The 12,059-nt window shown below is 63.9% G+C and carries 12 protein-coding genes; 7 read left to right on the forward strand and 5 right to left on the reverse strand.

The window, feature by feature from the left end; genetic code table 11:
* Nucleotides 1-255 precede the first annotated feature (255 nt).
* From M1D74_RS14765 to M1D74_RS14780, 4 genes are read left to right on the forward strand one after another with little or no spacing between them, the layout of a single operon-like run.
* The gene (locus M1D74_RS14765) at nucleotides 256-1,575 is read left to right on the forward strand and encodes an ABC transporter substrate-binding protein (protein WP_458115787.1); all 1,320 of its coding nucleotides are present in this window, start codon (nucleotides 256-258) and stop codon (nucleotides 1,573-1,575) included.
* A 3-nt stretch (nucleotides 1,576-1,578) separates the two neighbouring features.
* Nucleotides 1,579-2,541 (forward strand): carbohydrate ABC transporter permease, encoded by a 963-nt coding sequence (locus M1D74_RS14770; RefSeq protein WP_458115788.1) that lies wholly within the window; start codon nucleotides 1,579-1,581, stop codon nucleotides 2,539-2,541.
* Nucleotides 2,535-3,371, forward strand: a complete 837-nt coding sequence (locus M1D74_RS14775) for a carbohydrate ABC transporter permease (RefSeq protein WP_458115789.1) — start codon at nucleotides 2,535-2,537, stop codon at nucleotides 3,369-3,371. Before M1D74_RS14770 ends, M1D74_RS14775 begins: the two co-directional genes overlap by 7 nt.
* Before the next feature lie 18 nt (nucleotides 3,372-3,389).
* Complete coding sequence (locus M1D74_RS14780) at nucleotides 3,390-4,241, forward strand: sugar phosphate isomerase/epimerase family protein (protein WP_458115790.1); 852 nt, start codon at nucleotides 3,390-3,392, stop codon at nucleotides 4,239-4,241.
* Here the strand turns inward: M1D74_RS14780 and M1D74_RS14785 are convergent.
* A complete protein-coding gene (locus tag M1D74_RS14785) occupies nucleotides 4,233-5,000 on the reverse strand; it encodes a VOC family protein (protein WP_458115791.1) in 768 nt (255 codons plus the stop codon). The genes M1D74_RS14780 and M1D74_RS14785 overlap by 9 nt on opposite strands.
* 77 nt (nucleotides 5,001-5,077) lie before the next feature.
* Here M1D74_RS14785 and M1D74_RS14790 point away from each other — a divergent pair, with 77 nt between their 5' ends.
* On the forward strand, nucleotides 5,078-5,722 hold the full coding sequence (locus M1D74_RS14790; protein WP_458115792.1) for an alpha-ketoglutarate-dependent dioxygenase AlkB family protein: 645 nt from the start codon (nucleotides 5,078-5,080) through the stop codon (nucleotides 5,720-5,722).
* A gap of 90 nt (nucleotides 5,723-5,812) precedes the next feature.
* Here M1D74_RS14790 and M1D74_RS14795 read toward each other — a convergent pair whose 3' ends face one another.
* From M1D74_RS14795 to M1D74_RS14810, 4 genes are all read right to left on the reverse strand, one after another.
* Nucleotides 5,813-6,334: a mycothiol transferase gene (locus M1D74_RS14795; RefSeq protein WP_458115793.1), complete on the reverse strand. Its 522-nt coding sequence runs from the start codon at nucleotides 6,332-6,334 to the stop codon at nucleotides 5,813-5,815.
* Nucleotides 6,335-6,442: 108 nt separating this feature from the next.
* The gene (locus M1D74_RS14800) at nucleotides 6,443-7,318 is read right to left on the reverse strand and encodes a sugar phosphate isomerase/epimerase family protein (protein ID WP_458115794.1); all 876 of its coding nucleotides are present in this window, start codon (nucleotides 7,316-7,318) and stop codon (nucleotides 6,443-6,445) included.
* Nucleotides 7,315-8,529 carry a dihydrodipicolinate synthase family protein gene (locus M1D74_RS14805; protein WP_458115795.1) on the reverse strand — a complete coding sequence of 405 codons (1,215 nt, stop codon included), beginning with the start codon at nucleotides 8,527-8,529 and terminating at the stop codon, nucleotides 7,315-7,317. The genes M1D74_RS14800 and M1D74_RS14805 overlap by 4 nt, the downstream gene beginning before the upstream one ends.
* Nucleotides 8,526-9,662, reverse strand: coding sequence for a Gfo/Idh/MocA family protein (locus tag M1D74_RS14810; RefSeq protein ID WP_458117195.1), 1,137 nt, complete (start codon nucleotides 9,660-9,662; stop codon nucleotides 8,526-8,528). The genes M1D74_RS14805 and M1D74_RS14810 overlap by 4 nt, the downstream gene beginning before the upstream one ends.
* Before the next feature lie 203 nt (nucleotides 9,663-9,865).
* Between M1D74_RS14810 and M1D74_RS14815 the strand changes: the two genes are divergently transcribed.
* Entirely contained in the window at nucleotides 9,866-10,879 is a 1,014-nt protein-coding gene (locus M1D74_RS14815; RefSeq protein WP_458115796.1) for a LacI family DNA-binding transcriptional regulator, read from the forward strand.
* Nucleotides 10,876-12,024, forward strand: coding sequence for a glycerate kinase (locus tag M1D74_RS14820; protein ID WP_458115797.1), 1,149 nt, complete (start codon nucleotides 10,876-10,878; stop codon nucleotides 12,022-12,024). The genes M1D74_RS14815 and M1D74_RS14820 overlap by 4 nt, the downstream gene beginning before the upstream one ends.
* The last annotated feature ends 35 nt before the right edge of the window (nucleotides 12,025-12,059 follow it).

A 12,059-nucleotide genomic window follows, 5' to 3' on the forward strand; every position in this document is an offset into this window, starting at 1 on the left:
AAGGACTTTCGTGAGAAGACTGCCGATACCGGTTGTTTCCACTGCGCTACAACGGCGGCATCGTCCCGAAACCACCGCTTCCGAATGGCTAGAGGACCAGGCATTCAAACATTTTTCGGAAAGGTCTGGTACCGGTACCAGATGCTCTGTATAGTCGTCGAAATCACGCAGTACCTGTTCTCACATCCAACGGCGGGTTTGATGGCTCACATACGTGGCTATGACGGTCCCGCTCGTCCAACATGAAGGACCACCATGCAGAAACGAGATTCCCTGGCGGCCATCGCGCTGGTTATGGCGTCGGCGCTCGGACTCAGCGGATGCGCAAACCAGTCGAGCACCGCTGTCGCCAATGTAGGAGCCGAACCGGAGTTCTCCGGCACACTGAGCATTCTCACGAAGTTCGCCGGCGACCCGCTGCAGCCCTACTTCGAAGACCTTGCCGCTGAGTACACGGAACTCCATCCGGAGGTCGAAGTTGAACTCATTCAGGAAACCGATCAGAGCATCAAGGACAAGACGAAGACACTGACAGCATCCGGAGCACTGCCGGACATCTACTTCAGCTGGACAGGCGACTGGGCGGAGAACTTCGTCACCGGCGGGCTTGCAGCTGACCTCACCGGCGTCATAGGTCCGGACACCGAATGGGGAAAGACCTTCGGAGAGGCTTCGCTCGACGCGTTCAAGTACAACGACAAGTACTTCGGGGTACCGCTCTACAACAACGGCAAATTCATGGGGTACAACAAGGCTGCGTTCGAGAAAGCCGGCATCGAGGTCCCAACATCCTTCGAGGAACTCATCGAGAGCTGCGGCCCTCTTCGGGAGGCGGGTTTTGAACCCATAGCGTTCGGAAACAAGGACGGTTGGCCTGGGCTGCATTATCTCCAGCAGCTCTTCGCCTACAACGTGCCGGCTGAGGTGCTGCAGGCGGACTTCAATCCGGAGAGCGCAAAGCTGGACCACGAGGGATACGTCGCTTCGCTCGAACAGTTCAAGACCCTGGTTGATGAGTGCACCGACAGTGGTGACGGCACCAACGGGGTTCTGTACACCACGGCCCAGGAGGCGCTCGCAAGCGGATCGGCCGCGATGTACTACCAGGAGATCCTGGAGTTCGACACTGTCACAGCGGAGGGCAACGAGCTCACTGGCGAGAACTTCGGAATCTTCAAGCTTCCGGTCCCCGCAGGAGCCGAGGGTGACCCGGATGCCATTGAAGGCGCACCCGAGGGATACCTCATCAACGCCAAGTCCCCCCGCGCAGCACTGGCGGTGGATTTCATGAAGTTCGTGACGACAGCGGAGAGCGCCAAAACTCTCTCGTCACCGCCCTACGGACAGCCAAGCACCGTTCTCGGGGCCGTCACGCCGGAGACTTCGAGTGTCGCCGTCAATGAGGGCATCACCCAGGTCAACGACGCGAGCCAGATCGTCGTCTGGCTCGATACGGTGACCGTTCCGGAAGTCGCCGATGCCTGGCTTGCCGGCGGAGAGGCGATTATCAGCGGTAGCTCGACACCCGAAGAGGTGCTCGAGAGCGTGCGCAACGCTTCCAACTCGGCGAAGTAAGCCATGCTGACCGTGGAGGGCACCCGCGCAAAGCAGGTGCCCCGGCCCCACTCCCCGATCCGCGAAAGCTCATCGACGCGCCCGTCCGGGATCAAGCGCATTCTGGGTTTCGCTTGGGTGCTTCCGGCCCTGGTGCTCCTGGCCGTGTTCGTCTACCTGCCGCTGGTACAGAACCTTGGGTTCAGCTTCCTCGAATGGGATATCTACAGCGGTAGCCAGACCTTCGTCGGCGCGGAGAACTACATCAAGCTTTCCAGTGACCCGATCTTCTGGTCAGCGCTCGGCAACAACGCTTTGTATGCGGGTGTCTCCATCGTCTTCCAGGTATGCGGGGCACTCGCGTTGGCTGCACTGATCGAAAGTGTGCGCAGGGAGCGCTGGAGGCGGGCACTGCGAGCGGTCTACTTCATCCCGTCCGCTATCTCCCTCACGGTTGCAGGCCTCCTTTTCTACTTCATCTACGAGCCCAACCTCGGCTTGCTGAACTACGTACTGAGCGGGGTAGGCCTGGATGCGCTGACCCAGCCCTGGCTCGGCCAAGAGAGCACCGCCATGATGGCGGTGATTGCGATGAGCCAGTGGCAGGGATTCGGGTACTCGACCCTCCTCTTCGCGGTCGCAATCCAACGCATTCCTTCGGAGCTCTACGAGGCCGCCTCCATCGACGGAATTGGGGTGATCCGCAGATTCTTCACGGTGACCGTGCCCCTGGTCCGTGAGATGACCGGCCTGATGACCATCGTCACGATCTCCGGGGCCTTTCAGGTCTTCAACGAGGTGATGGTGATGACCAGTGGCGGGCCCAACAACTCCACCCAGGTGCTCGCCACCTGGCTGTACCGCAGCGGTTTCGTCCGCAACGATTTCGGTTACGCGGCCGCGATCGCCATGGTGATCTTCCTTGTCACCCTCATCATCGCTCTCGCGCAGCTCTGGATTACACACAGGAGAAGAGTGGAATGGTGACTCGATTCTCGTTCCTCGGCATCATCGCGAAGGTCTTCATGTGGACCTTCCTCCTCGGCCTGGCGGTGGTGGTAATTTATCCGCTGCTGTGGATGGTGCTCAATGGTTTCAAAGAGAACGCCGAGCTCTTCGGCAACCCCTTTGCGCTCCCCGTGACCTGGGACTGGGAGAACTACGCGAATGCCTGGAACAGGGGCGTCAGCAATTACCTGATGACCAGCGTTCTTGTGACCGTAACCTCCACCATCGCCACGGTGTTCATCAGCGCATGGGCCGCCTACGGACTGACGCGCGTCAACATCCCTTTCAACAGGGCTATCGTGACGGCAATCCTCGGTGGGCTCATGCTCGCCCCCGCCGTCGCCCTCGTTCCGCTGGTGAAGATGTTTCAGGGCCTGGGGCTTTACAACACTTTCTGGGCGCTTCTCATTCTCTACACAGCTTTTCGCATCCCTTTCACGACCTTCCTGATCCGGGCGTACATGATTGATCTGCCGAGGGAGATTGACGAGGCCGCGAAGGTGGACGGTGCCACACAGTGGACAACTTTCTGGCGGGTCATTCTGCCCATGTGCAAGCCGATCATCGTCTCGACGGTCATCCTTCACGTCTTATTCGCATGGAACGAGTACCTCTTCGCGATGGTCTTCACAAGCGGGACGGGCGTCCAAACCCTCCCTGTGGGCCTGACCAGCCTGATGAGCAAGCACGGAACCGACTACCCGGTGGTCTTCGCGGGGATGGTGATCGCCGCGGTGCCCGTGGTGCTCCTGTTCTTCCTGGGGCAGCGCTACTTCGTGAAGGGGCTGGCCGATGGCATCGGAAAGTAAGTTCCCGGGAGGTCTCTCGTGAGCCTTTCGACGAATCAGATCACCGGGTCGAACTTTTCCTATCAACACCTGCCGTTCGAGACCTTTCTCGATGACATGGTGGCCCTCGACAGGGAACGGCTCGAGTTATGGGGCATCGCCCCTCAGTTCCACATCCCGCAACTCACCGCTGCTGATCTGTTGGCCGTCCGCCGACAGCTCCAAGAACGGCAGCTGCAGATCCACTGCATCACCGCGGAACAGGTTATGTACCCGGTCAACATCGCGTCTTCCATCGCCTGGTTGCGAGAGCAGAGTATTGCCCTGTTCCGTCGCGCGGCGCAGGTGTGCGCCGAACTACAGGCTCCGCTGCTGTTTCTGACCCCCGGCCGGGGCTTCGAGAACGAAAGCGTGGGTGCTGCGTGGCAGCGATCCGTCGACGCGGTGGGAGAGATCACCGCCTATGCCGGCAGTCTTGGCGTTGATTGTGTTCTGGAGCCCTTGCAGCGGGTGGAGTCGAACCTGGTCAACGATTCCCCGGCACTTCGCCGGATGATTGACGACGTCGGCGCCTCACATCTCGGTGCCGTGCTGGACACGGTTGCCATGGCGGCAGCCGGCGAAACAGTCGCGGACTATCACGAGCATCTGGGAGCCCTCATCCGGCATGTGCACCTCGTTGATGGACGCCCGACAGGGCACCTCGCATGGGGGGACGGTGAGCTGCCGCTGGGAAGCTACGTCGCGGCCCTTGACGATTACGGGTACACGGGCCACTTCACCTTTGAGCACTTCGGTGACGGCACCTACGCATTCAATCCCCGTGCGGCGCTCGAACAATCCCTCGACGCGTTCAGCGAGGCGATCGCGGGCAGAAACGCACTAGCGTGAGTTGATCCAGAAAGCTACGCCGGACGGGTCTGTGGCACTGCAGACCCGTCCGTAGGGCGAATCCTGCGGTTCGGACGTCACCGTTCCACCGGCTTCAGGAATGCGAGCCGCGACGGCGTCTGTGTTCTCCACGCCGAAATACACTCCCCAGGCGGAAGGTGCGCCTTCGCGCAGCAGGTTGGCGGCATCCATGATGCCCGCCTGTTGATCGCCCTCAACCAGGCCTGTCGTGTAGCGGAAGTCCTCCGTGTCGCTTTCCACCTGCGGTTCCCAGCCAAGTACGCGCGGGTAGAAGTCGACGCACAGGCGGTACTGCCGGGTCATCAACTCGTGCCAGACAGCGGCACCCGGCTCACCGTGCAGTTCAAAGCCGGGCAGTTTCTTTCCCTGCCAAAGCCCGAAGGTCGCTCCGGACGGATCGGCAAGATGGGCGACGCTCCCCTGGTCTGAAACCTCGAACGGCTTAATCAGGATCTCTGCTCCCGCCAGTGCTGCCTTCTCGGTCAAGTCCCGCACGTTCCCGGCGGCGAAGTAGGTGATCCATCCGTCCGGGGAACCTGACTCGATCGAGTTGGCGATGAGGCCTGCAACCGCCTTACCCTTCCTGAGGAACTTGGTGTAGTGCCCATAGTCGGGTCCCAGGTCCTCGACATCCCAGCCGAACAACCCGCTATAGAAGCGCGCAGACTGCGCCGGATCGGAACTGGCGAGGTCGATCCAGCAAGGCATTCCGTCACGGAAGGTTTCTCGGCTGGGCATGGCTCCTCCTCCTGGCAAGTCGGTCGAAGCGAGCGTATCGCCCGGCTACGGCGCACACAATGGAAGACAATTAGCCCATGGCTACTCTCCTGCCTCGCGATCCGGCCGTCGTCGCTCCCGGCGCTGTGCATATTCCGGGCTGGTTGAACCTGGATCGCCAACGCGAGCTCGTGACGGCGTGCCGGGACTGGGCATCCGGTCCGGTGCCGATGCGGCACACACGCATGCCCAACGGCTCCCAGATGTCGGTGCAAACGGTGTGCCTCGGCTGGCACTGGATGCCCTACCGCTATAGCAGGACAGCCGACGACGTCGACGGCGGCCCGGTCGCGGACTTCCCTTCCTGGTTGGCTGAGTTGGGGCGGGACGCCGTCGGGGCTGCGTATGGTGCGCGCGACGAGAGCTTCAACCCGGACGCGGCGCTCATCAACTTCTACGACGCCTCAGCGAAGATGGGCATGCACCAGGACAAGGAGGAGAAGTCCCTTGCACCGGTTGTGTCGCTGAGCATCGGCGACAGCTGCCTCTTCCGGTTCGGGAACACGGAGAACCGGAACAAGCCATGGACCGACGTTCGGCTCGAGTCCGGCGACCTGTTTGTGTTCGGCGGCGAGTCCCGTCTGGCGTACCACGGGGTCATGAAGACGTACCCGGGGACATCGGACCCTGCGCTGGGCCTGGAGGGGCGGCTCAACATCACGCTACGGGTGACCGGGCTCTGAGCCAGATCCGGCCAGAATCGCCGGTTCGGTGCAGAATCGTCGGATGTGCACAACTATCCTGCACCAAACCGGCGATCTTGCAAGGTCGAGTCAGGTCAGGAGTCCCCGCAGGTAGGCGGCCTGCCCGGCATGCTGCATGCAGTCCTCGATGACGCTGACCAGACGTACCCGTAGCGTGACCGGCGGATCCCACGATGTGTCGATGATCCGGTTCAGGTCCGTCTCGCTCAGGTTTTCGACGAACTCCAGCGTTCGGGCGTGCACTGCGCGGTGATACTCGATGAGCAGCTCGGCCTCCTGGACACGCACCCTGTCCACGTCCGCGGATCCGTGACCGTACCCGGTGTCCTCCCGCGGCAGGTCGAGGTTGAACTTCTCGGCCCAACCGTCGGCAAGCCACAGCTCGTTACGATCGGCGGCATCTGCAAGATGGTTGTCCTGTACCCGGGTGAGGTGCCAGATCAGCCAGGCGATGCTGTTCCCGGAAGAGCCGGAACCATCAGAAAGACGCGGCCGGTAGGCGAGCTGGCCGGCGTCGAGCCCGTCCGTCGCCTGCGACACCGCGTCTGGAATTCGTGAAAAGGCCTCAACCAACACGTCGCTTCCACTCATGCGCCCAGCCTAACGACTCCGCGTCCACGCAGAAACGCCGGAAAGGTGCAGAATCGCCGGATTGATCCGACGATCCTGCACCTTTCCGGCGCGTTTGTGTCTGCAGGCCTAAAGGTAGGGCTCCACGAGGGACTCGTAGCGGGCCTTCACCGTGGCCAGTACGTCGGCAGCCGGCGAATTCCAAATCTCCTGGTTGAAGATCTCGACCTCGACAGGTCCCGCGTAGCCGGTCGCGGCAACCCAGCGGGTGATGGTCTCGAAATCGATGTACCCGTCACCCATGTAGCCGCGGGAGAGCAGTGCGTCCGCCGCAATGGGCAGGTTCCAGTCGCATACCTGATAGGACGCAATGCGCCCCTCGGCACCCGCACGCTGAATCGAGGACTCGAGCGCAGGATCCCACCACACGTGGAAGGTATCGACGACGACGCCCACGGTCTCCGCCGGGAACGACGCCGCAAGGTCGAGCGCCTGACCCAGTGTCGAGAGCACCGCGCGATCCGCCGCGTACATCGGGTGCAGGGGCTCCAACACCAGGCGCACGTTGTGCTCCTGAGCCACCGGCACCAGTTCGGCGATGCGGTCAGCGACCCGCTGACGGGCAGCGGCGACGTCCTTCGCACCCGGAGTTGAAGGGTCGACGGCGGCACCACCGATGAGCGCGCCGGCGGCCGGCAGTCCGCCGACCACCATGATCAGCTCCCGGGTGCCCAGCGTCGCCGCTTCGACGATTGCCTGGGTGTTGTCGGCCAGCGCAGCTGCCTGCCCGGCCTCGTCCGCAGCGGTGAGGAACCCTCCGCGGCACAGGCTCGAGACCTGCAGTCCGGCTTCGGACACGAGCCGCACGGCCTTGTCCAGACCGACCTCGGCCACCCGGTCGCGCCAGACACCGATGTGCGAGAGCCCGGCATCCGAAGAGAGGGCAACCGCTTCGGCAAGCGTGATGTTCTTGGTGGTCGCTGTGTTCAGCGAGAGACGGCTCATGCACCCACTCCGTAGCTCGCCAGAAGCCATTCGAAGCGGTGTGCGGCGGTCTCCGGGTCGCGCAGCAGCCCGGCCTGGTCCGCAAGGCGGAAAGTCTCGGCGAGGTGCAGCGCCGAGCGTCCGGAATGCAGGCCGCCGACCATTTGGAAGCCCGGCTGGTGGCCGTTGACCCAGGACAGGAACGCCACACCGGTCTTGTAGTAGAACGTCGGCGAGCTGAAGATGTGCTTGCCGAGTTCCCGGGTGGAGTCGAGGATTGCGCGCCCGCGGTCCGCGTCGCCGTCGTCGTACGCCTGAAGGGCTGCCGAAGCGGCAGGGTAGATCGCCGCGAAGATGCCAAGCAGGGCATCCGAGTAGTGCGTGCCGTCGCCGTGGATGAGTTCGGGGTAGTTGAAGTCATCGCCGGTGTAGAGACGCACGCCCTCTGGAAGTGCTGCCCGCAGCGCGGTCTCGTGTGCGGCGTCGAGCAGTGACACCTTGACGCCGTCCACCTTCTCAGGCTGCGCGCGGATGAGGTCCAGGAAGATGCTGGTTGCGGCATCCACGTCGCTGTTGCCCCAATAACCGCTCAGCGCCGGGTCGAACATGGTGCCGAGCCAGTGCAGGATCACGGGCTCATCAGCCTCGGCGAGCAGGATTCCGTAGACGTACTGGTAGTCGGCCGGGCTCTGCGCAACCGCTGCGAGTGCGCGGGAAGCCATGAGGATGACCTTCGCACCGGCGTCGGATACCACCTTGATCTGTTCCCGGTAGGCCTCGACGACGGCGTTCAGCCCAGCCCTGCCGGACGGCAGGCTCGCGAGGTCCAGCTGATCCGTGCCGGCACCGCAGGCGAGCAGGTCGCGGACGGTCTTGCCGCGGGTCGCGTCAGCACCCGAGGCGACGACGGCGGCAGCCTCCGCGCCGGAGCGACGGATCAGTTCCTGCGTGGCAGCCCAGTCCAGGCCCATGCCGCGCTGCGCGGTGTCCATGGCATCCGCGACACCGAGCCCGTAGGACCACAGCTCCCGGCGGTAGGCCAGAGTGGTGTCCCAGTCGAGGACCGCAGGCGCGCCGGGGGTGTTGTCAGCGGTGACCTCGGGGATGACGTGGGCGGCTGCGTAGGCATGACGCGCGGTCAGCGGCGCGGTCGGCTTCGCCCACGTGGTCGCCGGAGCGAGTTCGTAGCGCTCCAGCGAACCGGTTGAGGATGGAAGGTAGAGCGAGGTCATAGCGTGATCTCCGGGATGTCGAGAGTGCGGCGCTCGGCGGAGGACTGCAGTCCGAGTTCGGCAAGCTGGACGCCGCGGGCTGCGGAGAGGAGACCGAAGCGGTGCTCGCGGCCGGCCGAAACGTCGCGGAGGAACTCTTCCCACTGCAGCTTGAAGCCGTTGTCGAGTTCGCCGTTCGCGGGTACTTCCTGCCACTGGTCGCGGAAGGACTCGGTGACGGGCAGGTCAGGGTTCCAGACCGGCTTGGGGGTGTGGGCTCGCTGCTGGGCAACGCACTTGTTGAGGCCCGCGACGGCGGAGCCGTGGGTACCGTCGATCTGGAACTCAACGAGCTCGTCACGGTAGACGCGCACAGCCCAGGAGGAGTTGATCTGCGCGAGCACCTGATCGCCGGCGGGGGTCTCCAGTTCGAAGATGCCGTAGGCGGCGTCGTCGGCCGTTGCCTTGTATTCCTTGCCCTGCTCATCCCAGCGGGTGGGGATGTGGGTGACAGTGTTGGCGTTGACGGTCTTGACCTTGCCGATGATGCCCTCAAGGACGTAGTTCCAGTGGCAGAACATGTCGGTGGTCATGCCGCCGCCGTCTTCCTTGCGGTAGTTCCAGGAGGGGCGCTGTGCGGGCTGGTGGTCTCCCTCGAAGACCCAGTAACCGAACTCGCCGCGCAGGGAAAGGATGCGGCCGAAGAAGCCTTCATCGACCAGGCGGCGCAGCTTCACCAGGCCCGGCAGGTAGAGCTTGTCGTGGACAACTCCGGCGGTGATGCCGGCTTCCTGGGCGATGCGCGCCAACTCAACCGCCTCGTCGAGGGTCTCGGCCGTGGGCTTCTCGGTGTAGATGTGCTTGCCGGCTGCAATGGCCTTCTTGAGGGTTGCAGGGCGCAGCGAAGTCATGGAGGCATCGAAGACGACGTCAACGGTGGGATCGGCGATGATCCCGTCCAGGTCGGTGGTCCAGTGCTCGACTTTGTGCTGCTGGGCCAGGTCGCGGATCTTCGCTTCGTTGCGTCCTACGAGGATGGGCTCTACCTGAACCTTCGATCCGTCAGCGAGGGTGACTCCACCCTGCTCACGGATGGGAAGGATGGAGCGCACCAGGTGCTGCCGGTACCCCATCCGACCGGTGATGCCATTCATCGCAATGCGGATGGTCTTGGTCTCAGTCACGTTGTACTCCCAGAGGGCTAAGAATGTTGGTGGAAAGCGCTTTCCAATATAGAGTGGTGATCGAGACCACGTCAACCCCCTTCTTCCACTGAGTGCACCTCATGACGCCGCGAGGCGTTCAGCGGCACGTCGACTGCACTCAATAGGCGGAACCCCTCACATCAAGGAGCCAGGTGGCAGCTGTAACCCTGTCCGGCGTAGCCCGCCACGCCGGAGTTTCCCTGGCCACGGCGTCACGGGTCCTGAACGGCTCGTCACGCCGCCCGGCGGAGGACATTGCCGAACGGGTTCGCGCAGCCGCGATTGAGCTCGGCTACGTTCCCAACGCGCAGGCGCAGGCCCTGGCCCGCTCCTCCACAGGCCTGGTCGGCCTGGTGGTCCACGACATTTCCGACCCGTACTTCTCCTCGATCGCCCGCGGGGTCCAGCACGCTGCCCGGAACTACCGGCGTCAGGTGCTGCTCGCCAGCACCGACCCCTCGGAAAGCGCCGAGCACGACGCCGTCAGCGCCTTTGCTTCCCACCGCACCGACGCAATCATCCTGGCCGGTTCGCGACGCGCACACAGTGATCCGGACCTCGAACAGGAGCTTGCCCGCTACCAGCAGAACGGCGGGCGGGTGGTCACCATCGGCGGTCAGCCCGGATCCGGACTCACAGTACCGGTGGGGAATACCGACGGCGCCGCCGCTCTGGTGTCCCGGCTGGTCGCCCTCGGCAACACCCGGTTCGCCATTCTGGCCGGTCCCGGTGAGCTGAACACCGCCCGGGATCGCGTTGCGGGTTTTACTGGGGCGCTGACTGCTGCGGGGCTGGAACCGGTCGCCGTCGTCCGGAGCGGCTTCGACCGTGAGGGCGGCTTCGAAGCCGCCCAGCGCTGCTGGGAGGAGCTCCGGGGTGAGCGGGGGGTGTGCCTGCTCGCGGTCAACGACGTCATGGCGATCGGTGCCATCGCGGGATTACGTGCACTCGGTGTCTCCGTACCGGCGGATGCACTCGTCACGGGCTTCGACGACATTCCCACGCTTCGCGACTACTCCCCCGCCCTCACCACGGTCCATCTGCCGCTCGAGCAGTTGGGTGAAGAGGCCGCGAACCTTGCCCTGAACCCGGATCAGGAGCTTCCTGCTCCCGTCCTGGGCGAAGTTGTTATCCGTGAATCGGCAGGAGCTGGATCGGCATCATGAGGATTTTGGTTGCACCCGACAAGTTCAAGGGAACGCTGACGGGGGCCGAAGCAGCTGAGGCGATGGCCGCCGGCGTCCGCCGCGTCCTGCCGGAGGCTGACATCACCTTGCAGCCCATCGCGGACGGCGGGGAAGGGACGCTGGAGGCCGTACTGGCGGCGGGTGGAGTCCGGCACGAAACGACCGTCCGCGGACCTCTTGAGGACTCGGTGACTGCACCCTGGGCGCTCACCGGTTCTGTTGCGGTCATTGAGACGGCGCGAGCCAGCGGACTGGAGTTCGTCATGCCGACCCCCGGGACAGCGGGCTCAGCCCACTGCTACGGCAGTGGCGAACTCTTGAGCGCTGCACTTGACGCCGGCGCCACCGAGGTGGTGCTCGGGGTGGGAGGCTCCGCCATGTCCGACGGTGGGTCCGGGGCCCTGCGCGCGCTCGGCGCGAGAATCCTCGATGCCGAGGGCGTGGAGCTTCCGCTGGGTGGACTCGCCCTGTCGCGGGCGGCCGTGCTTGACCTGTCCGGCCTGGACCCGCGGCTTCAGGACGTTCAACTGCGCATCGCGGTCGACGTGCAAAACCCGCTGTGCGGACCCGATGGCGCCGCCAACATCTTCGGCGCGCAAAAGGGCGCCGACGCGGACCTTCGCGAGGCTCTTGACGCCTCGCTCGCTCATTGGGCCAGGCTCCTCCTGGACACCACGGGCGTAGACGTTCAGCAGCCCGGCGCAGGGGCCGCAGGCGGTTTTCCCTCGGCCTTCCTTGCCTGCGCTAACGCATCGCTTGAGCCCGGCTTCGACCTCGTCGCCGACCTGACCGGACTGAATTCCAAGTTGGCGGCGACAGATCTTGTACTCACGGGAGAGGGTTCGCTTGACGCGCAATCCCAGTTCGGCAAAGCACCTCTTGGCCTGGCCAACCGCGCGCATTCCCGTGGTCTTCCGGTCGTTGCGGTCGCAGGCCGGATCACGCTGTCGGCCCCGGAACTAGCGGCAAACGGCGTCGTACATGCGCGCAGCCTTGCCGATACTGCACCCTCGTTGACAGCCGCAATGAACGACGCCGGACGCTTCACTGCCGACGCGTCGGAATGGGTTCTCAGGGCCCTCCTCTCGAACCAGTCCGGGTTGACAGGCACCTTGCCCGGGTAGCACGGTTGATTCCATACCAATCATAAGTAAGCTGA

The sequence above is a fragment of the Arthrobacter sp. D2-10 genome, assembly GCF_054161285.1.